Source organism: Enterobacter sp. BIDMC109 (assembly GCF_001037885.1).
Taxonomy (GTDB): Bacteria; Pseudomonadota; Gammaproteobacteria; order Enterobacterales; family Enterobacteriaceae; genus Enterobacter; species Enterobacter hormaechei_C.
In genome coordinates, this window is sequence record NZ_KQ090002.1 from 1,143,400 (window position 1) to 1,170,221 (window position 26,822).

The 26,822-nt window shown below is 57.3% G+C and carries 24 protein-coding genes; 12 read left to right on the forward strand and 12 right to left on the reverse strand.

The window, feature by feature from the left end:
* Positions 1-6: 6 nt before the first annotated feature.
* Genes SK62_RS05470 through celB form a run of 3 tightly spaced genes read right to left on the reverse strand, consistent with a single transcriptional unit; the run spans position 7 to position 3,704 of the window.
* The gene (locus SK62_RS05470; RefSeq protein ID WP_048249339.1) at positions 7-1,425 is read right to left on the reverse strand and encodes a leucyl aminopeptidase family protein; all 1,419 of its coding nucleotides are present in this window, start codon (positions 1,423-1,425) and stop codon (positions 7-9) included.
* Positions 1,425-2,381, reverse strand: coding sequence for a N(4)-(beta-N-acetylglucosaminyl)-L-asparaginase (locus SK62_RS05475; RefSeq protein ID WP_047719314.1), 957 nt, complete (start codon positions 2,379-2,381; stop codon positions 1,425-1,427). Before SK62_RS05475 ends, SK62_RS05470 begins: the two co-directional genes overlap by 1 nt.
* A 3-nt stretch (positions 2,382-2,384) precedes the next feature.
* The gene (gene celB, locus SK62_RS05480) at positions 2,385-3,704 is read right to left on the reverse strand and encodes a PTS cellobiose transporter subunit IIC (RefSeq protein WP_048249342.1); all 1,320 of its coding nucleotides are present in this window, start codon (positions 3,702-3,704) and stop codon (positions 2,385-2,387) included.
* A gap of 147 nt (positions 3,705-3,851) precedes the next feature.
* Here celB and SK62_RS05485 point away from each other — a divergent pair, with 147 nt between their 5' ends.
* On the forward strand, positions 3,852-4,676 hold the full coding sequence (locus SK62_RS05485; protein ID WP_047719312.1) for a homeodomain-like domain protein: 825 nt from the start codon (positions 3,852-3,854) through the stop codon (positions 4,674-4,676).
* On the opposite strand, the gene arsC is transcribed toward SK62_RS05485, so the two are convergent.
* Positions 4,673-5,029 (reverse strand): arsenate reductase (glutaredoxin), encoded by a 357-nt coding sequence (gene arsC, locus SK62_RS05490; protein ID WP_023304195.1) that lies wholly within the window; start codon positions 5,027-5,029, stop codon positions 4,673-4,675. The genes SK62_RS05485 and arsC overlap by 4 nt on opposite strands.
* Positions 5,030-5,042: 13 nt before the next feature.
* On the reverse strand, positions 5,043-6,506 hold the full coding sequence (bepA, locus tag SK62_RS05495) for a beta-barrel assembly-enhancing protease (protein WP_015572197.1): 1,464 nt from the start codon (positions 6,504-6,506) through the stop codon (positions 5,043-5,045).
* A gap of 220 nt (positions 6,507-6,726) precedes the next feature.
* Here bepA and SK62_RS05500 point away from each other — a divergent pair, with 220 nt between their 5' ends.
* Positions 6,727-7,791 (forward strand): AI-2E family transporter, encoded by a 1,065-nt coding sequence (locus SK62_RS05500; RefSeq protein ID WP_003860546.1) that lies wholly within the window; start codon positions 6,727-6,729, stop codon positions 7,789-7,791.
* Positions 7,792-7,930: 139 nt separating this feature from the next.
* Here SK62_RS05500 and bcp read toward each other — a convergent pair whose 3' ends face one another.
* Together bcp and SK62_RS05510 are read right to left on the reverse strand one after the other, a co-directional pair.
* Positions 7,931-8,401 (reverse strand): thioredoxin-dependent thiol peroxidase, encoded by a 471-nt coding sequence (bcp, locus tag SK62_RS05505; RefSeq protein ID WP_015572198.1) that lies wholly within the window; start codon positions 8,399-8,401, stop codon positions 7,931-7,933.
* Entirely contained in the window at positions 8,401-8,970 is a 570-nt protein-coding gene (locus SK62_RS05510; RefSeq protein ID WP_000213743.1) for a glycine cleavage system transcriptional repressor, read from the reverse strand. The genes bcp and SK62_RS05510 overlap by 1 nt, the downstream gene beginning before the upstream one ends.
* Positions 8,971-9,115: 145 nt before the next feature.
* Here SK62_RS05510 and dapA point away from each other — a divergent pair, with 145 nt between their 5' ends.
* The 6 genes from dapA (at position 9,116) to ypfH (ending at position 15,573) form a co-directional block, all read left to right on the forward strand.
* The gene (dapA, locus tag SK62_RS05515) at positions 9,116-9,994 is read left to right on the forward strand and encodes a 4-hydroxy-tetrahydrodipicolinate synthase (RefSeq protein WP_003860542.1); all 879 of its coding nucleotides are present in this window, start codon (positions 9,116-9,118) and stop codon (positions 9,992-9,994) included.
* A 16-nt stretch (positions 9,995-10,010) separates the two neighbouring features.
* Positions 10,011-11,045: an outer membrane protein assembly factor BamC gene (gene bamC, locus SK62_RS05520; RefSeq protein WP_017383500.1), complete on the forward strand. Its 1,035-nt coding sequence runs from the start codon at positions 10,011-10,013 to the stop codon at positions 11,043-11,045.
* Between the two features lie 109 nt (positions 11,046-11,154).
* Positions 11,155-11,868, forward strand: coding sequence for a phosphoribosylaminoimidazolesuccinocarboxamide synthase (gene purC / locus SK62_RS05525; RefSeq protein ID WP_001171626.1), 714 nt, complete (start codon positions 11,155-11,157; stop codon positions 11,866-11,868).
* Between the two features lie 120 nt (positions 11,869-11,988).
* Positions 11,989-12,858: a KPN_02809 family neutral zinc metallopeptidase gene (locus SK62_RS05530; protein WP_001303362.1), complete on the forward strand. Its 870-nt coding sequence runs from the start codon at positions 11,989-11,991 to the stop codon at positions 12,856-12,858.
* Positions 12,858-14,804 (forward strand): tRNA(Met) cytidine acetyltransferase TmcA, encoded by a 1,947-nt coding sequence (locus tag SK62_RS05535; protein ID WP_023304192.1) that lies wholly within the window; start codon positions 12,858-12,860, stop codon positions 14,802-14,804. Before SK62_RS05530 ends, SK62_RS05535 begins: the two co-directional genes overlap by 1 nt.
* 73 nt (positions 14,805-14,877) lie before the next feature.
* On the forward strand, positions 14,878-15,573 hold the full coding sequence (gene ypfH, locus SK62_RS05540; RefSeq protein WP_047719311.1) for an esterase: 696 nt from the start codon (positions 14,878-14,880) through the stop codon (positions 15,571-15,573).
* A 39-nt stretch (positions 15,574-15,612) separates the two neighbouring features.
* On the opposite strand, the gene SK62_RS05545 is transcribed toward ypfH, so the two are convergent.
* From SK62_RS05545 to SK62_RS05555, 3 genes are read right to left on the reverse strand one after another with little or no spacing between them, the layout of a single operon-like run.
* Complete coding sequence (locus SK62_RS05545) at positions 15,613-15,810, reverse strand: YpfN family protein (protein WP_000383991.1); 198 nt, start codon at positions 15,808-15,810, stop codon at positions 15,613-15,615.
* A gap of 24 nt (positions 15,811-15,834) precedes the next feature.
* On the reverse strand, positions 15,835-16,962 hold the full coding sequence (gene dapE, locus SK62_RS05550) for a succinyl-diaminopimelate desuccinylase (RefSeq protein ID WP_017383496.1): 1,128 nt from the start codon (positions 16,960-16,962) through the stop codon (positions 15,835-15,837).
* 3 nt (positions 16,963-16,965) lie between these two features.
* Positions 16,966-17,322 (reverse strand): ArsC family reductase, encoded by a 357-nt coding sequence (locus tag SK62_RS05555; RefSeq protein WP_015572203.1) that lies wholly within the window; start codon positions 17,320-17,322, stop codon positions 16,966-16,968.
* Between the two features lie 387 nt (positions 17,323-17,709).
* Here SK62_RS05555 and ypfM point away from each other — a divergent pair, with 387 nt between their 5' ends.
* Entirely contained in the window at positions 17,710-17,769 is a 60-nt protein-coding gene (gene ypfM / locus SK62_RS22805) for a protein YpfM (protein WP_015572204.1), read from the forward strand.
* A gap of 109 nt (positions 17,770-17,878) precedes the next feature.
* Here the strand turns inward: ypfM and acrD are convergent, their stop codons facing one another.
* Together acrD and narQ are read right to left on the reverse strand one after the other, a co-directional pair.
* Positions 17,879-20,992, reverse strand: a complete 3,114-nt coding sequence (acrD, locus tag SK62_RS05560; protein WP_048249344.1) for a multidrug efflux RND transporter permease AcrD — start codon at positions 20,990-20,992, stop codon at positions 17,879-17,881.
* Between the two features lie 141 nt (positions 20,993-21,133).
* Positions 21,134-22,828: a nitrate/nitrite two-component system sensor histidine kinase NarQ gene (gene narQ, locus SK62_RS05565; RefSeq protein ID WP_045347582.1), complete on the reverse strand. Its 1,695-nt coding sequence runs from the start codon at positions 22,826-22,828 to the stop codon at positions 21,134-21,136.
* A gap of 152 nt (positions 22,829-22,980) precedes the next feature.
* Here narQ and aegA point away from each other — a divergent pair, with 152 nt between their 5' ends.
* From aegA to SK62_RS05585, 3 genes are all read left to right on the forward strand, one after another.
* Positions 22,981-24,957: a formate-dependent uric acid utilization protein AegA gene (aegA, locus tag SK62_RS05575; protein WP_072059182.1), complete on the forward strand. Its 1,977-nt coding sequence runs from the start codon at positions 22,981-22,983 to the stop codon at positions 24,955-24,957.
* A gap of 67 nt (positions 24,958-25,024) precedes the next feature.
* Positions 25,025-25,618, forward strand: coding sequence for a GDP-mannose pyrophosphatase NudK (nudK, locus tag SK62_RS05580; RefSeq protein ID WP_017692952.1), 594 nt, complete (start codon positions 25,025-25,027; stop codon positions 25,616-25,618).
* Between the two features lie 106 nt (positions 25,619-25,724).
* Positions 25,725-26,768, forward strand: coding sequence for a DUF1176 domain-containing protein (locus tag SK62_RS05585; protein ID WP_047717132.1), 1,044 nt, complete (start codon positions 25,725-25,727; stop codon positions 26,766-26,768).
* The last annotated feature ends 54 nt before the right edge of the window (positions 26,769-26,822 follow it).

Consider the following 26,822-nt stretch of genomic DNA (forward strand, 5'->3'; position numbering starts at 1 on the left):
CCGGGCTTAACAATCTTCCATCAGATGCTCAACCAGCAGCGGAATCGGTCTTCCCGACGCCACGCTCCGTCCGTTTTCTCGCCACAGCGCCGTCCCGCTGATATCCAGATGCGCCCACGGAATGGTCGACGGGCAGAAGTGATGCAGCAGCCACGCCGCCGATGCGCTGATCGCCGCGTTATTGGTCGGCGTGTTGCACAGATCGGCAATCGCGCTATCGGTTTGCTTTCTCAGCCGCGCATCCAGCGGCAGGGACCACACCTCGTCGCCGCTTCGTTTGCCCGCGAGCGTCAGTGCCTGACGCAACGGCTCATCCTGGGTCATCAGCCCGCTCAGCTCATACCCCAGCGCTTTCACCACCGCTCCGGTTAAGGTCGCCATATCAATGATATAGTGCGCCTGCGGATGGCGCTGACTCGCCCAGGCGATAGCGTCTGCCAGTACCAGCCGGCCCTCGGCATCGGTATTGTTGATTTCAACGGTGGTGCCGTTGCAGGCCGTCGCCACCGTGCCGGGCTGCATGGCGTCGGGGCCGATGGCGTTTTCCGCCAGCGCCAGCACGCCCATGATGCGCACGGGTAATTTCAGCTCCGCAACGGTCAGCATCAGCCCGAGCACGTTAGCCGCGCCGCACATGTCATATTTCATGGTGTACATGCCCGCGCCTTCCTTCAGCCACAGGCCGCCGGTGTCAAAGGTAATGCCTTTTCCCACGTAGCAGCGCACCGGGCCATCAGACACGCCGTTATAGTGAATAGCCAGCAGGCTCGGTGGGCAGGTCGCCCCTTTGCCGACGGCGTGCAGCAACCCAAGCCCTTGCTCAACGATTTGCGTTTCATCCAGTACGTCACACCGCAGGGCAGGGCTGGCGGCACACAGTTTTTGCGCCTCATCCACCACAAACTGCGGCGTGCAGCGGTCGGACGGCATATCCGCCAGACGTCGCGCCGCAACCATGCCGAGCGCAATGGCCTGCTGCTGGCGGAAGGTCGTCTCCAGCTTCGCCTGCTGTTCCGGCAGGCAGAGGGCAGTGATGCAGGTAAGACGCAGCGCTACGTCCGTCTTCTTCAGCTTCAGGTCACTGAGCCTGTGCGCCTGATTAAAGAGAAAACGCAGTACCTGCGCCAGCACCACATCGTCAATATCCGTCACGTCCAGCACGAGTTCGGCGCTGGCGGGGGCGGCAAGCAGCGGTCGCAGGGCGGTGAGCAACCCTTCGGTCAGGGCGTCATGCCAGAGCGCATCCGGAAACAGGGTGATGCGGGCAAACGGCGCGCAGCCAAAGCGCGCGTCCGCGACGGTGCTCTGCTGGCGCATTTCAGCGATAAGAGCGCTATCCGGTAACAGGGAACTGTCAGCGCGCGCAATCAAATGGCTTTGCGGCTTCGCGTCTGAAAGCGCGTTGATAAACTGGTATGTGATCATCATGACTCCTCAATCGGTGCGCGGATCCGCGCGGCATAGGCCTGCATCCACTCCTCATCTACCGCGTGATAGTGCGTTTTCTCCCGCAGGCGTTCAGTACGGAAAACGGTGAGGGGCTGGCGAGCCGTCGCCACCACAAACGAGAAGGTTTTGATGTTGGTCGCGGCGCCAAATTCTCCTTTGCTGTTCATGCACACCACGGAGAGATCGCCCGCGCGACCGAAGCGCGACATCAGCTTGTCTTCCAGTTCGAACACCACCGAATCCGCCGCCTGCTGCGGCGTCATCCCTTGCGCCATCCGGCGAACGATTTCGTAGCTGGTACAGCCCTTCATCAGGTCTTCACCGACGCCCGTGGCGGTGGCCGCGCCGGTTTCGCTGTCGCAGTAAAAGCCGGAGCCGATGATGGGGGAGTCACCGAGGCGACCGCGTTTTTTCATAAACAGGCCGCTGGTGGAAGTGGCGACGCTCATCGAGCCCTGTTTATCGAGGCCGATGATGCCGACGGTGTCATGTCCGTCGTAGGGGCTTAACCCCTTATCCAGCGTTTCGCGGCAGCGCTTACGGTAGTGTTGCATGGCGCGATCCGTGAGCATGGTTTTGTCGGCAAAACCCTGGCTCAGCGCCCATTCGCGCGCGCCCTGGCCGACCAGCAGGCTGTTATAGCGCTGGCGGCTGAGCGCGTGCGCCACGCGCACCGGGTTGGCGATATCCACCAGATTGCCCACGGCGCCGAACGCCAGCGTGTCGCCGTCCATATAGGCAGCGTCCAGCTCTACCTCGCCGTTCTCCGTCGGCAGCCCGCCGTAGCCGACGGATTTATACAGCGGAAAGTCCTCGACGGCGGCGACGGCATCCACCACCGCCGGAGCGACAGGTTTGCCCGCAGCCAGCGCAGACGCAGACTCCGTGACCCCTTCGAGTGCCATTCGCCAGGTTGCGATAATTCCCCACATGCTTTACTCCTGTTTTGCAAGGGTGGTGTCGGGTTGCGTTGCGGTAGTCAGCTCCGCGGCGCGGTACTGTTTATCCACGATACGCATGAAAGGCAGGTACAGCATGGCGCCAATCAGCAGGTTGATCAGCTGCATCACGCTGCCGCTCAGGTGCCCGGTGACGATAAATCCGCTAATAACCGGCGGCAGCGTCCAGGGGATAAACACTCCGGTGGTGACGGCGACGGCACCAATTTTCATCGCCGCATACTGCACGGTGACCAGCACCAGCGGTACCAGATTGAACGGGATGAGCATGATTGGGTTCATGATCACCGGCAGGCCAAAGAGAATCGGTTCGTTGATGTTAAACACCGACGCGCCCGCACCGAGGCGCGCCACTTCGCGCATGTTTTTGCTGCGGGCGAAAATCAGCATCGCAATCACCAGCGACAGCGTGGCGCCCGCGCCGCCCATCCAGATCATGTCAAAAAACTGTTCGGTGATGATGTGCGGCGGCGTCGTTCCCGCCTGGATCGCGGCGATGTTGTCGGTCTGGTTTTCCATCCACAACGGACGAATAATGCCGTTGATCATCGAACCGGAGTTAATGCCCACTGACCACAAAATGGTGATGCTGAATACGGTCATCAGCGCCCCGAAATAAGAGGTGCCGTAGTGGCGCACTGGGGTGGCAACCACTTCATAAATAAACTGGTGGATGGTGTGGTAGTGGGTGTTTTCAAAGATGATGCGGATAAGCAGCACCAGAATCATCACCAGCAGGGCCGGGATCAGGGCCGCGAACGACTCCTGCACCGCCGGAGGCACGCCGTCCGGCATTTTGATGACCAGCTTTTTGCGCTTCAGCCAGCAGAACAGTTCCGTCCACAGCAGGGAACCGATCATCGCCACGAACAGCCCTTTGCTGCCAATCCACTCCACCGGCATCACGGTAATGCCGCCGTTTTCCGCCACTTTGATAAAGGGCGTCAGGATCAGAAACGCGACCAGCGCCAGAATGCCGCAGGAGATGCGGTCCTCGCCATAATGCTCAGCCAGGCGGTAGGCCACCAGGAAGCTGATAAACAGCGACATGGTTGAGAACACCGCGTTAAACGGGATCTCTATAATTGCACTCCAGCTCTCACCAAAGACCTGAGACATAAACTGCTGATAGGCCTGATTCGGGAAGGAGGAGATCACCAGCAGAATGGAGCCGACGATGATAAACGGCATGAATGAAACGTAGGCCCCACGAATGGCCCCAAGATGACGCTGCTGGGCCGTTTTCGCCGCCAGAGGCATCAGTTTTGCTTCAAGAAATCCCAGAACATTGTTCATTGTGAACTCCGTACAAGATTGAGGGGTGTTGTTTATGTTATGTCTGTGGATTATCAGTGAAGCGCGGCGAGCGAAAGGTGAAATCGGTCACAAAGCATTCGCTGCTCTGATATAAATCTCATAAGATTAGTTGCGGAGAGAGACGCGATGGAAATCAAACTGCATGCCAACGCCACCACCACGCCGCGTATCCGTCGCTATCTTCAGCAGTCAGATAAAAGCGACAGAGAGCTTGCCGTTGAGCTGGGGATCTCGGTCACCACCGTCAGGCGCTGGCGCAACCGCGACCAGGTTTCGGATAACCACACAACGCCAAAAGTGATACACAAAGCGCTGAGACAAGAGCAGGCGGCACTGATAAATGCCCTGCGGGATATCACAGGGGCACCGCTGGATGAACTGCTGCTGCTGGTGAATGACGGACTCGGGATCGCCGTTTCCCGCGCGACCCTGAACCGCTACCTCAAACCAGCCTCGCTAAAACAAAAGGGGGCGTCGTTGCAGGGCAAAAAGGCGCTGAAGGCCGGGATCATGCCGCAGAAGCTACTCCTGCATCATCAGCCGCTGTCGCTGCATATGGACGACGGTGGCGAGCAACACCTGCTCTGGGCGCGTGAACCCGTCAGCGGCTGGTGTTACGCCCGGCTTTATGCTGGCGTATCGCCGCAGTTGCTGACCCGCTGGACGAACGAGGTGCTGGCTGCCTGTCCGGCTGATATTCAATCTGTTGAGACTTTTGGGCTAGAAGTGAACTTGCCAGAGCATAACGTCACCGTAAAAGTGCATTTACAGTATTATCTCGCTCTTCAGGTCACCGTGCCGTTACGCGAAATCATTCCGCGGGTGAACAGTGAACCGATGGGAGAGCTGTTGATCCAACTGTGTGAGTTTTACAACCGGGGAAAAGCGCAGAAAAAGCTGGGAGAGCGTACGCCGCAGGCGTTTCTGGAAGCGCTGCGGCGTAACGATTAGACGATCTCGAGCACGTCTTCCGGCGGACGGCCGATACGCGCCTTGCCGTTCGCCACCACAATCGGGCGCTCAATCAGCTTTGGATTGTCGACCATCGCCTGAATCAGCCGTTCTTCAGTGAGACTGGTATCGTTCAGATTGAGCGACTTATACAGATCTTCTTTCTGACGCATCAGGTCGCGTGCGCTGCCCATGTTCAGCATCTTCAGAAGCTGGCGGATAGTCTGCGCGTCCGGCGGCGTCTCCAGATACAGCACCACTTCCGGTTCGATGCCGTTAGACTTCAGCAGGCTGAGGGTGTCTCGGCTCTTGGAGCAGCGAGGGTTATGGTAAATTTTTACCGCGTCTGTCATGACTTCTCCTTTATTACATCTTCTCGTACGGCTTAAAGCGTTGTTGCAGGCCGCGCAGCTGGTCGATTCGCGCATCGTAGCGGGCCTGTTGCAGGCTGCCAAGCTTCACCTGCGAGCTGGCGCTGCTCAGCAGGGAGATGGCCTGATCGAGACGACCCGCCAGCGCCAGACCTTCCGCACGCGCGGCCAGCTCCTGATCGCGGTTACCCAGTTGCCCCTGGGCCTGGGCGAGCAGCTCCCAGCCGTTCTGGTCGTCTTTATTGTTAAAGGTGTAGCGGTTCAGAATGGTCACCGCCTCGCCGGGCTGGCCGCCCTGTAGGTAGGCGTTCGCCAGGTTAAGCTGCAATACTGGATTATTACGAAGATCTTTCGCCCCTTTCAGGCGATTAATCGCATCGGTCGCTTTTTTCTGCCCCAGATCGATATCGGTGGCGAGGTCGAGATACCACGGATTGTCAGGCGCCGCCGCCAGCAGCGGCTGTAGCGCTTTTCGCGCTTCATCGTATTTGCTGGCCTCCATCGCCTGGAGCGCCTGACCATACTGCGCCGCGTTTTTCTCGCGCACGTTGCCTTTCGCCAGCGCGTCCAGCAGATCGCTGGTGAGCTGATTACGTCCGGAGTTGTACATGCCAAGCGTTCTCACTTTGGCCATGTAGAAATCCTGCGAAGACTGCACCACGACCGGACGCATCTGGTTGGCTCGGTTACGCGCATCCGAGAGGCGGCTTTCCGGCAGCGGGTGGGTCAACAGAATTTCAGGCGGGCGCGACGAGTAGCGTGCCTGGTCGAGCAGCTTTTCCAGGAAGCTCGGCATGGCCTGCGGGTCAAAGCCGGAACGCTGTAAAACCTGAATGCCGATGCGGTCTGCTTCCTGCTCATTCTGCTGGGTAAAGCTGATCATCCCCTGACGCGTCCCCGCCAGCGTCCCGGTAAGCGCCGCCATCCCGGCCTGCGGGCTGGCCATCGCCAGCAGAATAGAGCCCAGCGCGCCCACCCAGGTTAGCGGGGCGTTACGCTTCTGATCTTCCATCGCACGCGCCAGATGGCGCTGGGTGACGTGCGAAATTTCGTGCGCCATGACGGACGCCAGCTGGCTTTCGTTATCGGAATAACGGAACAACGCCGAATGCAGTACCACGTTCCCGCCAAAGAAGGCGAAGGCGTTGATTTCGTCGTTATTGATTAAATAGAAGTGGAAGGGCGTTTTTACCGAGTCGGCGTGCGCCACCAGACGCATCCCCAGGCCGTTAATGTATTGCACCAGCAAAGGGTCGTTAATCAGCGGAGCACTGCCGCGCAGCTGGCGTACGTAATAATCACCCATCTGCATCTCCTGCCCGATGGAGAGCGTGCTTCCTGCCGTGGTGCCCATGTCCGGCAATGAATCGGACGAGTCAGCGAAAGCGGGCAACACCTGACCCACCGTCACGGCGGCAATCAGTGTCGCAACCAGTGTTTTTCTCAACTGCCTGAACATAACCACTGTCCTGTATGTTGGATGTGCTAATTTGACCGATGAACCCGCATAACGTTCATCTCCGCTGCTCTGCGAGTGTAGCCGTGTTAAGAGATGAAGAAAATCCCATTCATCAGGGTTTTGCGAAACCTGACAGTGAAACAAAAAGGAAAGTCTTTTTTGTGACAGTTAGATACAATTCACCGTCTCACTCCCGCCATTCGATTCAGGGAAGGGTTGTATGCTCGAAATGTTAATGCAGTGGTATCGGCGTCGGTTTAGCGACCCGGAAGCCATTGCTTTGCTGGTCATTCTGGTTGCCGGATTCGGTATCCTGTTCTTCTTTAGTGGCCTGCTGGCACCGCTACTGGTGGCGATTGTGCTGGCGTATCTGCTGGAGTGGCCCACCGCGCGTCTGGAACATATCGGCTGTTCCCGCCGCTGGGCGACCAGCATTGTTCTGGTGCTGTTTGTCGGCATTCTGCTGCTGATGTCCTTCGTGGTGATGCCCATCGCCTGGCAACAGGGGATCTACCTGATCCGCGATATGCCCGGCATGCTGAATAAACTGTCTGATTTTGCCGCCACGCTGCCGCGCCGCTATCCTGCGCTGATGGACGCCGGGATCATCGATGCGATGGCCGAAAACATGCGCGCCCGCATCATGACCATGGGTGACTCGGTGGTGAAATACTCTCTGGCCTCGCTGGTAGGCCTGCTGACGCTGGCGGTTTACCTTGTTCTCGTGCCGCTAATGGTATTCTTCCTGGTCAAAGATAAAGAGCAGATGCTGAACGCGGTGCGCCGCGTGCTGCCGCGCAATCGCGGTCTCGCCGGTCAGGTCTGGCAGGAGATGAACCAGCAGATCACCAACTACATTCGCGGCAAAGTGCTGGAGATGATTGTGGTGGGCGTGGCGACCTGGATTGGCTTCGTGATCTTCGGACTGAACTACTCGCTGCTGCTGGCGGTGCTGGTCGGATTCTCGGTTCTGATCCCGTATATCGGCGCGTTTGTGGTGACCATTCCGGTAGTCGGTGTGGCGCTGTTCCAGTTTGGTCTGGGTACGGAGTTCTGGAGCTGTTTCGCCGTATACCTGATTATTCAGGGACTGGACGGGAACCTGCTGGTACCGGTGCTGTTCTCAGAAGCAGTTAACCTGCATCCGCTGGTCATTATCCTGTCAGTGGTGATTTTCGGCGGGCTGTGGGGATTCTGGGGGGTATTCTTCGCCATTCCGCTGGCGACGCTGATTAAAGCCGTGGTCCACGCGTGGCCGGATGTGCCAGCGGTGGAAGAGAAGTAGATTTAGTGCGGGCTGATGCCCTCATCCCAACCCTCTCCCGCGGGGAGAGGGGGCAAACACTAAAAACGGTAGCGCATGCTACCGTTTTGCATTTACCTTGTAGCCCGGGTAAGCGCAGCGCCACCCGGCACTAAAATGATCACGCGTTCTCTTTCAGCCACTTCAACACCACGTCGTGGTGGTTGCTGGTTTTGAAATCATCAAACACGTGCTCAACTTTACCGTCAGCGTCAATCAGAAAACTGATGCGGTGAATACCGTCGTACGTTTTGCCCATAAAGGACTTCTCACCCCAGACGCCAAACTGCTCGCAAACCTGGTGGTCTTCATCGGAAAGCAGCGTGAAGTTCAGCAGCTCTTTTTCCGCAAAGCGTGACAGCTTCTCTGGCTTATCGGTGCTGATGCCCAGCACTTCCACACCGACCTTCTTCAACTCATCCATGTTGTCGCGTAGACCGCAGGCCTGTACGGTACAGCCCGGGGTCATGGCTTTCGGGTAGAAATAGACCAGAACACGCTGTCCCTGGAAGTCGGTCAAATTTACTTGCTCGCCGTCTTGATCCGGTAAGCTAAATTTCGGTGCGATATCACCGGCTTTCAGTGGGTTCATTACTCAACTCCATCCTGTTCGTGCTGCGAATAATCGACGACGCTTATACTGCCTTGCGCATGTAATTCTGTACAGAGGGCTTTGAACGCTTGCTCGATATTTGACGCATCCTGCGAGGCAGGGCTGTGTGCGGTAATTTGAATAAACAGCGTCGGGATTGCGTTTTCATCGCCCGGCTGCGTGCGGGAAACCAGTTCGGCAATGTTCATCTGATGGCTGTCAAACAGCGCCGTGAAACGTTCAATCAGATGAGGCGAATCAGGCACTTCAACCTGTACCCAGACCGTGGCAGGCAGAGCCGGACGCGGGCGCGCGGTGGTGCGCTTCATCACAATCAGTAAATCCAGCTCTGCGCCTTTCAGCGGCAGGGTAGATTCAATGAGGGTAATGGCATTCCATGTTCCGGAAAGCAGCATGATGAACGTGAACTCTTCGCCAAGCATAGCCAGCCGGCTATCTTCGATGTTGCAGCCGCAGCTGCTCACGTGGCGAGTGATGGTATTCACGATACCCGGCCTGTCAGCACCCAGCGCAGTGATAACCAGGTAATGTTGTGATGAGGTTGTCAAACCTGTTCTTCCTTTGCGTGGTTAAGTCTTCCTAAGGAAAGCATAAAAAAAACATGCATACAACCGCCTGAGAGCCTCAGGTCGCTTGCTTTTATTACAGTTCCAAACGTAACATTGAGGCTCTTGTTCGCACAGAGGATGGCTCATGTTCACGGGAAGTATTGTCGCGCTTGTTACACCGATGGATGAAAAAGGTAATGTCTGCCGGTCAAGCATGAAGAAGCTCATTGATTACCATGTCGCCAATGGAACCTCGGCGATCGTTTCGGTAGGGACTACCGGTGAATCCGCTACGCTGAGCCACGAAGAGCACGGCGACGTTGTGATGCTGACCCTGGAACTGGCGGACGGGCGTATTCCGGTCATCGCGGGGACGGGCGCAAACGCAACGGCAGAAGCGATTAGCCTGACTCAGCGTTTTAACGACAGCGGCATTGTCGGCTGCCTGACGGTGACCCCTTATTACAACCGTCCTACTCAGGAAGGTTTGTTCCAGCATTTCAAAGCCATCGCTGAACATACTGACTTGCCACAAATTCTGTATAATGTGCCGTCCCGTACCGGTTGCGATATGCTGCCGGAAACCGTTGGCCGTCTCTCGAAAGTAAAAAATATTATCGGGATTAAAGAGGCGACAGGGAACTTAAGCCGCGTTCATCAGATCAAAGAGCTGGTTTCAGACGACTTTATCCTGTTGAGCGGTGATGATGCGACCGCGCTGGACTTTATGCAGCTCGGTGGTAATGGCGTGATTTCCGTTACGGCGAACGTGGCGGCGCGTGATATGGCTGACATGTGCAAACTGGCCGCAGCCGGTCACTTTGATGAAGCTCGCGTGATTAATCAGCGTCTGATGCCGTTGCACAATAAATTATTTGTCGAACCCAATCCGATCCCAGTGAAATGGGCATGTAAGGAGTTGGGGCTTGTAGCAACCGACACGCTGCGTCTGCCAATGACACCGATTACCGACCACGGTCGTGAAATTGTCGCTGGCGCGCTGAAGCATGCCGGTTTGCTGTAAAGTTTAGGGAGATTTGATGGCTTATTCAGTACAGAAGTCGCGCCTGGCGAAGGTTGCGGGTGTTTCGCTTGTTATGCTCCTCGCTGCCTGTAGTTCAGACTCGCGCTACAAGCGCCAGGTGAGCGGTGATGAATCCTATCTGGATGCGCCGCCGCTTGCTGAACTTCACGCGCCTGCCGGCATGATCCTGCCGATCCAGAACGGTGATTATAATATTCCGGTTACCAACGGCAGTGGCCTGGTGGGTAAAGCGCTTGATATTCGTCCGCCGGCTCAGCCTCTGGCGCTGGTGAGTGGCGCGCGCACGCAGTTTACCGGTGATACGGCCTCTCTGCTGGTGGAAAGCGCACGCGGTGCCACGCTGTGGCCGCAGGTTGTGAGCGTTATTCAGTCGAAAAACTATACGATTGATAAACGCGACGACGCCAGCCAGACCTTAACCACCGACTGGATTGAGTGGAACCGTCTCGATGAAGACCAGCAGTATCGTGGTCGTTATCAAGTCTCCGTTAAGCCGCAGGGTTATCAGCAGGCGGTTACCGTTAAGCTGTTGAATCTTGAGCAGGCAGGTAAACCGGTTGCCGATCCGGCCGCCATGCAGCGCTACAGCACTGAAATGCTGAACGTGATTGCCGCTGGTCTGGATAAGAACGCTACCGATGCCGCAAACGCCGCGCAGAACCGTAACGGTTCAACGTTTGATGTGCAGAGCGGTGCAGACGATACCGGCCTGCCAATGCTGGTGGTGCGTGCGCCGTTTAATCAGACCTGGCAGCGCCTGCCAGCAACGCTTGAAAAAGTGGGCATGAAGGTGACCGACAGCACCCGTTCAACGGGCAGCATCACAGCGACCTATAAGCCGCTGTCTGATAGCGCCTGGCAGGAGCTGGGGGCAAGCGATCCACAGCTGCCTTCCGGTGACTACAAAATCCAGGTTGGCGACCTCGATAACCGCAGCAGCCTGCAATTTATCGATCCGAAAGGACACACGCTGACCCAGGCGCAGAACGATGCGCTGGTCGCTGCCTTCCAGGCCGCATTCAGCAAATAATAGTGAGGGCTGGTTAATCCAGCCCTTTTTATTTTCGTGCTACGCAAACGTGTGCGTGGCATAATATGGCCAGTTTTGAATACAAATCATCACACCAGGAGTAATGAAGATGCAGAAGCAAGCTGAGTTGTATCGTGGCAAAGCGAAAACCGTATACAGCACGGAAAACCCGGATCTGTTGGTGCTCGAATTCCGCAATGATACGTCAGCAGGAGACGGCGCACGCATTGAGCAGTTCGATCGTAAGGGCATGGTGAACAACAAGTTCAACCACTTCATTATGACCAAACTGGCCGAAGCCGGTATCCCGACTCAGATGGAAGCGTTGCTGTCCGATACGGAATGTCTGGTAAAAAAACTGGATATGGTGCCGGTTGAGTGCGTGATCCGTAACCGTGCCGCAGGCTCCCTGGTGAAGCGTCTGGGCATTGAAGAGGGTATCGAACTGAATCCACCGCTGTTCGATCTGTTCCTGAAAAACGACGCCATGCACGACCCGATGGTCAACGAATCCTACTGCGAAACCTTCGGCTGGGTAAGCAAAGAGAACCTGGCGCGCATGCAGGAACTGACCTACAAAGCCAATGACGTGCTGAAAAAGCTGTTTGATGACGCGGGCCTGATCCTGGTCGACTTCAAGCTGGAGTTCGGTCTGTACAAGGGTGAAGTGGTGCTGGGCGACGAATTCTCGCCGGACGGCAGCCGCCTGTGGGACAAAGAGACGCTGGATAAAATGGACAAAGACCGTTTCCGCCAGAGTCTGGGTGGCGTGGTCGAAGCGTACGAAGCGGTTGCTCACCGTTTAGGCGTTAAGCTCGACTAAACTGCGCATTTGCCAAAGGATGTTGGCATCCTTTGGCGTCTTATCCTTGTTTACTATGGTAATCCTTTCATTAACCGCCTACGATCATAGCTATTATAAATGGAATAGTTCGAGGTGTTTATGCGCTGGCAAGGGCGTCGTGAAAGTGACAACGTAGAAGACAGACGCAGCAGTGGTGGCGGTGGTCCGTCTATGGGCGGGCCAGGTTTCCGGTTACCCAGCGGCAAGGGCGGCATTATTCTGCTGGTCGTCGTGCTGGTGGCGGGCTACTACGGCGTCGACCTGACCGGTTTGATGACCGGTGAAACCGGGCAACAGCAGCAGTATTCTCAGCGCTCCATCAGCCCGAATGAAGATGAAGCGGCGAAATTTACTTCCGTTATTCTCGCGACGACCGAAGATACCTGGGGTCAGCAGTTCGAGAAAATGGGGCGGACTTATCAGCCGCCAAAACTGGTGATGTACCGGGGCGCAACCCGCACCGGCTGCGGCACCGGGCAGTCCGTTATGGGGCCGTTCTACTGCCCGGCGGACAGCACCGTCTATATCGATCTCTCCTTCTATGACGACATGAAAAGCAAGCTGGGCGCCGACGGCGATTTTGCCCAGGGCTACGTGATCGCGCATGAAGTCGGCCACCACGTGCAGAAGCTCCTCGGCATTGAGCCTAAAGTGCGTCAGATGCAGCAGAATGCTTCTCAGGCGGAGGTGAATCGTCTGTCCGTACGCATGGAGCTTCAGGCCGACTGCTTCGCTGGCGTCTGGGGACACAGCATGCAGCAGCAGGGCGTGCTGGAAACAGGCGATCTGGAAGAGGCCCTGAATGCCGCACAGGCGATTGGTGACGATCGCTTGCAGCAGCAGAGCCAGGGGCGCGTTGTGCCGGACAGCTTTACCCATGGCACCTCAGAGCAGCGCTACAGTTGGTTTAAGCGTGGCTTCGACAGCGGCAACCCGTCGCAGTGTAATACCTTCGGCAAAGCTATGTGATGTTGGGGTTTGAACAGCTGGTCAACCAGCTTCAGCGTACCGGGCACCGCCGGCTGGTGGTGCTCAGCGGCGATGAAGCGTGGACGTTGAGCCAGGCGACCATCCTGCGCGATACGTTACCAGGAGACTGGCTGTGGCTGGAGGAAAACCCCTCTAAGGCCATCAGCGGCCTGCTGGGACGTGAATACCTTCACGCCGTTTTTGACGCGCGTCGCGGGTTTGACGTCTCGGCCTTCGCCGCCCTCAGCGGGACCCTGCGCGCCGGAAGCCTTCTGATGCTGCTGGTGCCGCCGTTCTCCGTCTGGGCTAACAGGCCCGACGCGGATTCTCTACGCTGGAGCGACAGCGCCGAGCCGATCGCCACCCCGCACTTTGTTCACCACTTTTGCCGGACGCTTGACGCCGATTCAGATGCCATCGTCTGGCATCAACATCGTCCTCTGTGCCTTCCCGTTGCGCCAGTTTTACCCGCCTGGCAGCCCGCCAGCGGTGAACCGCAGCGCGAGCAAGCTGAGATCCTCGACGCTCTTCTGACCATGCCTGCGGGCGTGGCCGCCGTGACGGCACCGCGCGGACGCGGAAAGTCCGCCCTGGCGGGCATGTTGCTCAACGGCATTCAGGGGAGTGCAGTAGTGACGGCACCGGCAAAAGGGGCGACGGATGTCATCGCGCGTTTCGCCGGGGAACATTTTCACTTTATGGCCCCGGATGCGCTGCTGGCCTCCACAACAGAAGCTGACTGGCTGATTGTCGATGAGGCGGCCGCCATCCCCGGCCCGCTGCTGGAGAAGCTGGCGTCGCGCTTTCCCCGCGTGTTGCTGACCACCACGGTGCAGGGTTATGAAGGCACGGGCAGGGGATTCCTGCTGAAGTTCTGCGCCCGGTTCAGCGGGCTGCGGCGTTATACCTTATCCACGCCTGTTCGCTGGGCTGCCGGATGTCCCCTTGAGCGGATAGTGGCGAACGCGCTGCTGTTCGACGATGCGCTTATCGATCGCAAACCGGAAGGCGAGGTACGTTTAACGTCGCTGGAGCCCGGGATGTGGGAGAGCGATCCGACGCGCGGGGCAGGCGTGTATGAACTGCTTTGCGCCGCGCACTACCGGACGTCACCCCTCGATTTACGCCGGATGATGGACGCCCCCGGCCAGCACTTTGCTGTTGCTCAGGCGGGCGCGGAGATCGCGGGCGCGCTCTGGCTGGTGGAGGAGGGGGGATTACCCCCTGAACTTAGCCGCGCAGTCTGGGCGGGCTTTCGTCGGCCGCGTGGAAATCTGGTGGCGCAGTCGCTGGCAGCGCACGGCGGCTCGCCGCTCGCGGCGACGCTGAAAGGCCGACGCGTCAGCCGCATTGCGGTTCATCCCCATCGCCAGCGGGAAGGCATCGGCCAGCGGCTGATCCGCAGTGCCAGCGGAGAAGATTATCTCTCGGTCAGCTTTGGCTATACCGACGAGCTGTGGCGTTTCTGGCGGCAGTGCGGGTTTGTGCTGGTGCGAATGGGCAGCCACCGGGAAGCCAGCAGCGGGTGCTATACGGCGATGGCGTTGCTGCCGCTGAGCGAGGCGGGGCATCAGCTCTGCGAACAGGCGCATCAGCGGTTATGTCGTGATATGCGCGTCCTGTCGGCCTGGAATGGCGAAAAGATCCCGGTGACGGATGCATGGGAAGCTACCCTTAATAGTGACGACTGGCTGGAGCTGGCGGGGTTTGCCTTTGCTCACCGGGCGTTTTCAACTTCGGTTGCGGCGCTGACGCGGTTGTTGTTAGCCGTGGACATGCCGCTCCCGGCACTGCGGGGGAAAATGGAAGGGAATACGCACGATTTCGGGCGCAAAGCGTTGCTGGCGAAGCTACGCGAGGAAACCGCTCACGCGCTTGAAAGGCTTGATTACTCCCGTAGCCAGCAGCTGAAAGCCGACATTTTGCAATGGCAATTTTTTCAATGAGTTCTTCAGTAAAGTGGCATGGTCATTACCCCGCAGAGGCGTAAAATCCTGCTTATCAATTAAGGAGATCGCCATGAAACATGACCATTTTGTTGTGCAAAGCCCGGATACCCCTGCTAAACAGCTCCTGCTTCTGTTTCATGGCGTGGGCGACAATGCCGTCAATATGGGACAGATTGGCAGCTGGTTTGCACCCGTTTTCCCACACGCGCTGATCGTCAGCATCGGCGGCGTGGAGCCGTGCGGTCCGGACGGGCGGCAGTGGTTTTCCGTCGAGGGCGTGACGGAGGAGAATCGTCAGGCGCGTATTGATGCCGTTATGCCAGCCTTTATCGATACCGTGCGTTACTGGCAGCAGCAGAGCGACGTAGGCGCCGACGCAACGGCGCTGATTGGCTTCTCTCAGGGCTCAATCATGTCGCTGGAAAGCGTAAAAGCGCAGCCCGGACTGGTGTCCCGCGTGATTGCCTTTAACGGGCGTTTTGCGACGTTACCGCAAAGCGCGACCACGCAGACCACGATCCATCTCATTCATGGGGGGGAAGACCGGGTAATTGAGCTTTCGCATGCGGTAGCTGCCCAGGAGACGCTGATGCGCGAGGGCGGAGATGTGACGCTGGATATCGTGGACGATCTGGGGCATGCCATTGACGATCGCAGCATGCAGTTCGCGCTCGATCATCTGCGTTATACCGTACCGAAGCACTACTTTGATGAAGCGCTCAGCGGCGGTAAGCCGAATGACGATGATATCGTCGAGTTTATGTGAGGTGTCCCCCTCTCTTTAGGGAGAGGGGAAACAGAGCGATTACTTCTTCTGGTCCTTCTTCGGCCAGTCGTCTTCATCGTCCCACTTGTCGTTAAAATCACGGTGCGGCGGAAGATCCGGTTTGTTGGCAAGGAACTTTTTATGGTCAACGCGCTTGAGATCTTTAATCACGTTAAGCAGCACGCCTACCAGAAATACCAACACCAGAATCCACCAGTACTTTGAAAGCCAGTCCATTCGCTAATCCTCTTTAAGCACCCGTCAGGCGACGAGCTGCTCCATAATACGTTGATACATGCGGGCCAGCAGTTGTAAATCGGCAGCGTTCACGCATTCATTGATTTTGTGAATCGTCGCGTTAACCGGACCCAGTTCGACAACCTGTGCGCCCATGCGGGCGATAAAGCGTCCGTCAGACGTGCCGCCCGTTGTCAGCAGCTGTGGCTTAATTTCATTATAGTGCGCAATGGCGTTCACCACCGCATCCACCAGTTTACCGCGCTGCGTCAGGAACGGCTGGCCAGACAGCCACCAGTCGAGGGTATAGCGCAGCTGATATTTCTCGAGCAGCGCAATCACGCGCGCTTTGATCATCTCGTCGGTCAGTTCGGTGCTGAAGCGGAAGTTAAACTGGACGAAGAGATCGCCGGGAATGACGTTGTTGCTGCCGGTGCCGGCCTTGATGTTGGCTATCTGCATGCTGGTAGGCGGGAAAAATTCATTGCCTTTATCCCATTCAATGCCTACCAGTTCGTTCAGCATCGGCGCGGCGCGGTGTACCGGGTTATCCGCCAGGTGCGGATAGGCAACGTGGCCCTGCACGCCATGAATAGTCAAATTACAGGTCAGGGAGCCACGGCGGCCATTTTTCACCACATCGCCCACCACTTCGGTGCTGGACGGTTCGCCCACCAGACAGTAGTCCAGACGTTCATTGCGCGCCATCAGGGCCTCAACGACCTTCACGGTGCCGTTGTGGGCGCTGGCTTCTTCATCGGAGGTAATCAAAAACGCAAGACGGTTTTTATGGTTCGGATGCTGGGCGACGAAACGCTCTGCCGCCACGACCATCGCAGCCAGAGAACCTTTCATGTCCGCAGCGCCGCGTCCGAAAAGCATGCCGTCGCGGATGGTCGGCTCAAAAGGCGGGTTGATCCAGCGGTCTGCGTCGCCTGCGGGAACTACGTCAGTATGTCCGGCAAATGCCAGCGTCTCTCCCTGACCACGCCATGCCCAGAAGTTCTGCGTATCGCCAAAATCCATGTGCTCCACGGTAAAACCGATGGCACGCAGGCGCTCAATCATTAATGCCTGACAACCTGCGTCGTCCGGGCTAAGGGAAGGACGGCGAATAAGCTGCTGAGTCAGCTCAATGACCGGGCATGACATAGACTACACCTCAACGAATAAATCTGAATAAAGGGTTTCACTGAAACCCAGCAGCATAGGCTGACCTGGCTTGCAGAGCAATGGGCGTTTGATGATTGCCGGCATTTCAAGCATCAGTTTGGCTGCGCTGTCGGCGTCGTTGATCGTGGCCCGGAGAGATTCATCCAGTTTTCGCCAGGTGGTCCCGCGTGTATTCAGTAGCGCTTCCCATCCCAGTTCGTTGATGGCGGAATGGAGAAACGCGGGGTCAAGCCCGTCGGCACGGTAATCGTGGAAGCGATAGTCGATGTTGTGTGCTTCCAGCCAGCGGCGGGCTTTTTTAATCGTGTCGCAATTCTTAATGCCGTACATCACAACCATAGTGAATCCTTTTGTTCTTTTGTGGATTAAATGTTCAATATTTTCGAAGATATATCCTTAAGTGGAATATAACACATTCGGAATTTTTCGGGATTTACAATTCTCCATAATTCAACGAACAGCTGTAAGCTGAATAGTCTTTCATCTTTTAAGCATAGTTGTCCACCCTGTTTAAATTGCCAATAAACTCAGGGGGAAATTAAAAATGCTGTCATTTTTCCGACTATTTCAAAATATTGCTGTAGGTCACATAAAATTTACCCGGCAACGCTCATAGTGATCCTAAACCTACCAGCACAGCGGGGCTCAATCACAGCAATCGGTTAAAGTGGCTTCACAATGATGATACGTTTTCGTAGAATGCGCATAATAATAAGAGAGGTTGTTATGATTGAACGTGAACTGGGGAACTGGAAAGATTTTATCGAAGGCATGCTTCGTAAATGAATTTCCGGTAAGAAATGCAAGAGCACTTAATTAACTAAAATAACCATAGTGTGAACGAATCACACAATAAAAAGGCGGCCTGTAAAGCCGCCTTTTTTATTTCAACGTGTTATTCCGGCTTATCCTTCAGCGGGAAACGACGGCGTACCAGCACAAAGAACAGCGGTACGAAATAGATAGCCAGAATCGTCGCCGAAATCATTCCCCCCATAACGCCCGTTCCCACCGCGTGCTGGCTGCTGGAGCCTGCGCCGGAGCTGGTGGCCATCGGCAGGACGCCAAACACAAACGCCAGAGAAGTCATCAGGATCGGGCGCAGGCGCTGACGACAGGCGTGCAGCGTGGCGGCCATCAGTTCGTGACCTTTGGCATTCATCTCATTGGCAAATTCGACGATCAGAATGGCGTTTTTCGCCGACAATCCGATTACGGTGAGGAGTCCGACCTGGAAATAGACATCATTTTCCAGGCCGCGCATCCAGGTTGCCAGCAGCGCTCCGATGACCCCGAGAGGCACCACCAGCATCACCGAGAACGGCACTGACCAGCTTTCATACAGCGCCGCCAGACAGAGGAACACTACCAGCAGCGAAAGGGCATACAGGGCAGGCGCCTGAGCGCCGGAAAGCCGTTCCTGGTAGGACATCGCTGTCCACTCCAGGCCAAAGCCGGTCGGTAACTGCTGAACCAGTTTTTCCATAATGTCCATTGCGGTACCGGTACTGACGCCCGGCGCGGCTTCACCAACAATCTCCAGCGCCGAATAGCCGTTGTAACGCTCCAGACGCGGTGAACCGGTCTCCCAGCGTGACGTCGCAAATGCCGAGAACGGCACCATGCCGCCGGTGTTATTGCGCACATACCAGCGGTTGATATCGTCCGGCAGCATGCGGTATTTGGCGGCAGACTGAACATAGACCTTCTTCACGCGGCCGCGATCCATAAAGTCATTCACGTAGCTTGAGCCCCATGCCGTTTGCAGGGTGTCGTTAATGTCGTCGATGGAGACGCCCAGCGCCTGCGATTTACGCTGGTCAATATCCACCTGTAGCTGAGGGCTGTCATCCAGACCGTTATGACGAACGCGGGTAAGCTGCGGATCTTTCCCGGCCAGCTCCAGCAGCTTGTCGCGAGCAGCCATCAACGCGTCATGCCCGGCACCCGCGTGATCCTGAAGCTCCATATCAAACCCGGCTGAGCTGCCCAGGCCGCTGATGGCGGGCGGGCTGCTGGCGAAAACGCGCGCTTCCTTGATTTTGTTGAACGCTTTGGTTGCACGCTCAATGATGGCAAAGGAGGAGCCGGTATCGCTGTCGCGCTGGTCCCAGTCTTTCAGGCGCACAAACATACGCGCCACGTTCTGCCCGTTACCGCCAGGGCCAGAGCCGACGGTGGAGAAGACGGAGACCACGTTATCTTTCTCCTGAGTATGGAAGTAGTTCTCAACCTTCTGCACCACTTTCAGGGTCTGCTGCTGGGTCGAGCCGCTGGGTAACTGTACGGAGGTGATAAACATGCCGCGATCTTCCAGCGGCAGGAACGAGGTTGGCAGCCGCAGGAACAGAAAGACCATGCCGCCGAGCAGCAGGACATAAACCACCATCCAGCGCACGCTGCGGTGCAGTACTTTACCCACGCCCGCTTCATAGCGCGCCGCATTGCGGTTAAACATGCGGTTAAACCAGCCGAAGAAGCCTTTTTGACCGTGGTGTTCGCCCTTATGCAGCGGTTTCAGCAGCGTCGCGCACAGGGCAGGGGTAAGGATCATCGCCACCAGTACGGAGAGCACCATTGCAGAGACGATGGTGATCGAGAACTGGCGATAAATCGCGCCCGTGGTGCCGCCAAAAAACGCCATCGGGATAAATACCGCCGACAGCACCATGGCGATACCGACCAGCGCGCCCTGAATCTGTCCCATCGATTTGCGCGTGGCCTCGCGGGGCGAAAGCCCTTCCTCGCTCATGATGCGCTCAACGTTTTCCACCACCACGATGGCATCATCCACCAGCAGACCGATGGCCAGCACCATGGCGAACATGGTCAGGGTGTTGATGCTGTAACCGAAGGCATACAGCACCGCAAAGGTACCCAGCAGCACCACCGGCACCGCAATAGTGGGGATCAGCGTAGCGCGGAAGTTTTGCAGGAACAGGTACATCACAAGGAACACCAGCGCGATAGCTTCGAGCAGGGTTTTCACCACATCTTCGATGGAGGCTTTTACGAACGAGGTGGTTTCGTAGGCGACTTTGTACTCCAGTCCGTGCGGGAAGAAATGCGACAGCTCATCCAGACGCTCTAGCACCCGCTGCGCGGTCGCCATTTCGTTGGCGCCGGAGGCCAGTTTCACCCCCAGCCCGGACGCGGCATTGCCGTTGAAGCGGCTCAGGTAGTCATATTTTTCCGCCCCCATCTCCACGGTGGCGACATCCCCCAGACGCACTTCCGAACCGTCCTGATTCACGCGTAGCGTGATATTGCGGAACTGTTCAGGTGTCTGGAGCAGCGACTGGGAGTTGATGGTGGCGTTAAGCGCCTGGTTGTCCACGGACGGCGTACCGCCGAGCTGCCCCACGGCAATCTGGGCGTTCTGCGATTCGATAGCGTCGGTGACATCTTTGGCGGTCATCTGCACGCTGTTCAGCTTGTTGGGATCCAGCCAGATACGCATGGAGTACTGCGAGCCGTAGGCGTCGATATCACCCACGCCGTTGATACGGCTGAGCGGGTCCTGAATATTACTGGCGACGTAGTCCGCTATGTCCTGCTTATCCATTGAGCCATCGGTTGAAACAAACGCGATGGTCAAAATATTGGTGTCACCGGTTTTACGCACGGTCACCCCCTGGTTCTGCACCGCCTGAGGCAGTTTACGCAGGGCCGATTGCAGCTGGTTTTGCACCTGCTGCACCGCTTCATCCGGATCCGTGCCCGCCGTAAAGCTCAGGGTTACCGTCGCCTGGCCCGTGGCGCTGCTCTGTGAGGACATGTACATCAGGTTATCGAGACCCGTCATGTTCTGCTCGATAACCTGGGTGACGGTATTTTCCAGCGTCTGTGCCGAGGCGCCAGGGTAGTTCGCCGTGATACGCACGTTGGGGGGCGCGAGGTCAGGGTATTGCTCAACAGGAAGGGACGTAATCGCCAGGACACCCGTCAGACACAACAGGATTGCAAGCACCCAGGCAAAAATGGGGCGATCGATGAAAAAATTCGCCATTAAAGTGTGACCTCGTTTTGCTGCACGTCATTATTGTTTATTGCCCGCCTAACTTTAGCGGTAAGGCCCAGGTCAAACGTGGAGAAATAAAGGAGATAATGTAAATTATCATGCGCTTTTTTCAGCGCGCCTTCTTTCTCGCTATTTTTCAGCCTGGGCCGCAGGCGTCTGGAACGTTACGCTGACCTGTGTCCCGCCCTGTGGCGGCTGAGAAAAGTGTAATGTCCCGCCGAGCCGTCCCGCGCGTTCGCGCATGATATTCAGCCCGTAATGCCCCGGCGGTTCGCTGGCGTCGCCGATACCAATGCCGTTGTCGCGGATCGTGACCGTGTGAGTGCCGTCCGCGGTGGTGACGCAGCTGACCACAATCTCGCTCGCGTCGGCATGTTTAATCGCATTCAGCACTGCCTCACGCACAATCTGTAAGAGGTGCACCTGTTTTTGTGCGTCCAGCGCCAGCGATGAGAGACGGCAGTCGAGCACCAGCTTCGCGCGGGTCTGGCTTTGCAACCCGTCGAGAGACTCCTGTAGCGCGGCAGGAAGATTGGCGTGATTGAGCGTCAGGCGGAAGGTGGTGAGCAGCTCACGTAGCTGATGCCAGGCGTTATTCAGCTCGCGGGAGAAGTCCGTAATGATGGTCTGCGCCGGGGCATTGTCGCCCGGCACGGCATGCTTCAGCAGCGTAAGCTGAATACGCAAATAGGAGAGCACCTGCGCCAGCGAATCATGCAGCTCGCGCGCGATGGTGGCGCGCTCCTCCATCAGCAGCAGCTGCTGATAATGTTTCTGCGCCTGATTGAAATAGAGCCCCCGGCCCAGCATCGTCGCCACGCTTTCCATGAGCGGCAGCGGAACATCCCCGGTCGCGCTTTGCCAGCGCAGTTCGCCGTACAGGGTGTCCTGCATTAACACCGGTAAATTGTGCATTTTCTCGCCCGGGGACTCCTGTCCTTCGTAAAGCTGCCAGTCGTCACTGGTGCGCAATTGCAGGTAATTCATCTGCGTATAGTCATGCACAATCTGCAAAATATGCCGGAAGCAGTGGCTGTCTATCTGCCCGGTATTCAACGCCTGTGAGCATTTGAACAGCATTTCGAGCTGCTGATGCGCTTCATTCAGGTGGCGGGTTTTTTCAGCAACGGAGCGCTCAAGTGAACGGTACAGGGTGTGTAATTCCGCCGACATATGGTTGAAGGCGCGGGAAAGCTGGCCCAGCTCGTTGGGAAGCGTAGTATCCGGCGCGGGAGTGTCGAATTGCCCCTGTTCGATACGCTCGCTCGCCGCCACCAGATTATTCAGCGGCAGCACAACCTGACGGCGGATGCGCCGCAGGGTCACCACCGCCAGCAGCAGGATGCCCAGGCCGCCCGTCAGCGACATGAAAATCACCAGCTGAATTTTATGTTCGGTGTAGTGCTGTAGCGCCAGCACAAAGGCATCTATCCGGCCCACGAAATCCTCTATGTGGTTCTGATACCATCCGGTATCGCCGCTGGCGATGCGCGTGTCCATCTCCTGCCAGCCAAGGTGCAACTGCTGGTAACGCTGTTTGACGTCCTCTGGCACATACCAGCGGTTTAGCTTCTGCAACGCAGGCGCGCTCAGCGTTTTTTGCCAGACCGCGCGGTGCTCTGCCAGCGATGGGCCGGCGCGCTGCATTTCGTAGCCCAGGCGGTAGCTCTGCATACGCAGCGAGCCGGCGATGTTAATCGCCTCGGCGTCGCGCTGGCTGCTGGCGAGTGTGACCAGCGCAATGGCGCTGATCAGAACGGACAAGACAATCATCGAAAAGAAAGCCCGAGCCAGGCTTCCCGATACGGGGCGTTTAACGGTCACTCATCAGCTTCCTGAATTAAATTGATCTGCCACAGGTTCACTGGAAATAGTTCGGCTTCCTGGGCATTTGAACATTGCGTCGCCATGCCGCTGTGGGTAAATACGATAACAATAGAAAGAATAAGGTTATTGAACCAAAAACAGGTGTTGTTATGAATCGTTTTATTATGGCCAATGCTCAGCAGTGTATCGGTTGTCGCGCCTGCGAAGTCGCCTGTGTGATGGCGCACAACGGGGAACAGCACGCGCTGAGCGAGCGCCATTTTCATCCCCGCATTACGGTCCTTACTACTGGCTTGCGAAAAAGTCCCGTCACCTGCCACCACTGTGAAAATGCGCCCTGCGCGCAAAGCTGCCCGAACGGAGCCATCACGCAACACAACGACAGCGTACAGGTCAATCAACAAAAATGCATTGGCTGTAAAGCCTGCGTGGTGGCCTGTCCGTTTGGCACGATGGACATGCTGATCGCCCCGCTGGAAAACGACAGCGTAAAGGCCTCGGCGCACAAATGCGACCTCTGCCTGGAAAGGCCGCAAGGCCCGGCCTGCGTGGAAAACTGCCCGGCGGCGGTGCTTACGCTCGCCACCCCAGCCGTACTGGATAAGCTGGTTAAGCAGCGCCGACAGCGCAGCGCAAGGCTGGACGCGCTGCCGTGGCACAGCGAGGCGGTTCAGTCAGCCCCTCCGCAAACCAAACGGCAACAGATGCAAAACACCCCGGCGCGCGGTGAGCCGGATAAGCTCAGCCCCGAAGCACGCGCATACCATTTTAACGAGATCTACCTGCCGTTTCGCCCGGAACAGGCGCAGCGTGAGGCATCCCGGTGCCTGAAATGTGGCGAGCATAGCATTTGCGAGTGGACCTGCCCGCTGCATAACCACATTCCCCAGTGGATTGAGCGGATCGGGGCGGGGGATATCGTCGGTGCGGCTGAGCTTTCTCACCAGACTAACTGTTTACCGGAAATTACCGGCCGCGTCTGCCCACAGGATCGATTATGTGAAGGCGCCTGCACCCTGCGGGATGCGTCAGGGGCAGTAACCATCGGTAATATCGAACGGTATATCTCGGATCGGGCGCTGGCGATGGGCTGGACGCCGGACGTCAGCCACGTTAAGCCGGTCGGTAAGCGCGTCGCCATCATCGGCGCCGGTCCGGCAGGGCTGGCCTGCGCCGACGTGCTGGTGCGCAGCGGCGTCGGCGTGACGGTCTACGACCGCCATCCGGAAATCGGCGGATTGCTGACCTTTGGTATTCCGGCCTTCAAGCTGGATAAATCCCTGTTAGCGCGGCGCAGAGAGATATTCAGCGCGATGGGCATCCGCTTCGAGCTGAACTGCGAGGTGGGAAAAGAAGTGTCGATGGCCCAACTGCAAAACGACTACGATGCCCTGTTCATCGGCGTAGGGACCTATCGTTCCATGAAAGCGGGTATCCCTCACGAAGACGCGCCGGGCGTGTACGACGCGCTGCCGTTTTTAGTGGCAAACACGCGGAACGTGATGGGCCTTGATCCTGCCGCAGACGAACCGTTTATCGACACACAGGGTTTAAACGTGGTGGTGCTCGGCGGGGGCGATACGGCGATGGACTGCGTGCGCACCGCGCTGCGGCATGGCGCGGCGAAAGTCACCTGCGCCTATCGGCGGGACGAGGCCAACATGCCGGGCTCAAAGAAAGAGGTTAAAAACGCGAAAGAAGAGGGCGCAGCGTTTGAATTTAATGTCCAGCCGGTTGAGCTCACGCTGGATACCGACGGGAAGGTTAACGGTATCCGGATGCTGCGCACCAGGCTGGGCGAGCCGGATGCGCAGGGGCGGCGTCGTCCAGTCCCGGTGGCGGGCAGTGAGTTTGTCATGCCAGCGGATGCGGTGATCATGGCGTTTGGTTTTAATCCGCACGCCATGCCGTGGCTTCAGGCGCAGGGCGTCGACACCGACGACTGGGGGCGCATCAGGGCCTCCGTGGAGAGCCGTTATCGCTACCAGACCTCGAATCCGCAGATTTTTGCTGGCGGTGATGCGGTACGCGGTGCGGATTTGGTGGTCACCGCGATGGCGGAAGGGCGCCATGCCGCGCAGGGGATCATGGACTGGCTTGGCGTGCCGCCGCGCAACATGCATTAATGCAGACGGGCGACAAAGCGGGCTTCACGGCGTAGTATAAACAGACTCATTTTGCCGTGGAGCCCGTATGTCCCTGAACATTACCGTTATTAAAGACAAAATCCTTTCTGAAAATTACTTTGTCCTGCGTAACATCACTTACGATCTCACCCGTAAGAACGGGGACGTCATTCGCCATAAACGCGAAGTCTACGACCGGGGCAATGGTGCAACCATCCTGCTGTATAACCGTGAAAAGCAAAGCGTGGTGCTGATCCGCCAGTTTCGCATCGCGACATGGGTCAATGGCAACGCGGACGGACGTCTGATTGAAACCTGTGCAGGTCTGCTTGATGACGATGAGCCGGAAGTGTGTATCCGCAAAGAAGCCATTGAGGAGACGGGTTTTGAAGTGGGTGCGGTGCAGAAAGTCTTTGAGCTGTTTATGTCCCCTGGCGGGGTTACCGAGCTGGTTCACTTCTTCATTGCGGAATATACCGATGCTCAGCGCACGCACCGGGGCGGTGGCGTGGACGATGAAGACATTGAAGTGCTGGAAATGCCTTTCGCTCAGGCTGTCGACATGGTGAAACGCGGCGAGATCCGCGACGGTAAAGCGGTGATCCTGTTGCAGTATCTGCAAACCAGCGGGCTGATGAATGCGGCGGCGGAAGCGCGATAAGTTGTATTTCAGATAAATCTATCCGATAAATCCGATTGAGCCAGCCCGCCCAGGGCACGAAGATACGCCCCAGATTGACCTATTCGTTTCCGGGGCTGTGCCGTTCATGCGCTACTGCGTTTATCTTCTCTTCTTCATTTGCGTGCTTCCCGCGCCTTTGGTGTGGGCTGCGCCTGCGCAGCAGTCTTTTTCAGACTGGCAGGTGACCTGCAATAACCAGAACTTCTGCGTAGCGCGCAATACCGGCGAGCATCGCGGTCTGGTCATGACGCTGAGCCGCAGTGCGGGGGCAAAAACGGACGCCAGCCTGCGCATCGATCTCGGCGGGCTTTCGGCGCCTCCGGTGAAAGAGCCTGACATCGCCCCGCGCCTGCTGCTCGACAATGTGTCGCTTAAACTCACGTCGCAACACTGGCAGTTAGCCCCCTGGCATCTTAAAACAGACGATACGGCCACCATCACCACGTTTCTGAAAACCATTCAGGAAGGGCAGGCGCTGACCCTGCGCGGGGGGAAGCAGACAATTTCTCTGGCCGGTCTGAAAGCGGCGCTGCTGTTTATCGATGCCCAGCAAAAACGCGTCGGAAGTGAAACGGCGTGGATTAAAAAAGGGGATAGTCCACCGCTAAGCGTGCCGCCTGCGCCGGCATTAAAAAAGGTGGCGGTGGTGAACCCCACGCCAACGCCGCTGACGCATAACGAACTCAACGATCTGCTGGATTACGGTACCTGGCGCATGAACCACAGCCAGTGCTCTCTCGATCCGAACCGGCGTGAAGTGCGCGTGACCGCGCTGACCGATGACAAAGCGCTGATGATCATCAGCTGTGAGGCGGGGGCGTACAACACCGTCGACCTGGCGTGGCTGGTGTCGCGTAAAAAACCATTTTCGGCCAGGAGCGTGAGATTGCGTCTGCCGTTTACCCCTTCCAGCCAGAGTAGTGACATGGAGCTGATGAATGCCAGCTTCGACGAAAAAACGCGCGAGCTGACCACGCTGGCGCTGGGACGCGGGATTGGCGACTGTGGGATCCAGACCCGCTGGCGTTTTAACGGCCAGCGCTTCCGCCTGGTACGCTACGCGGAAGAGCCAAGCTGTGATAACTGGAATGGGCCAGATGCCTGGCCCACGCTGTGGATCACAAGGTAGGGTTTTGCCGGGTGGCGCTGTCGCTTACCCGGCCTACTTTTTAGAACCGTAGAC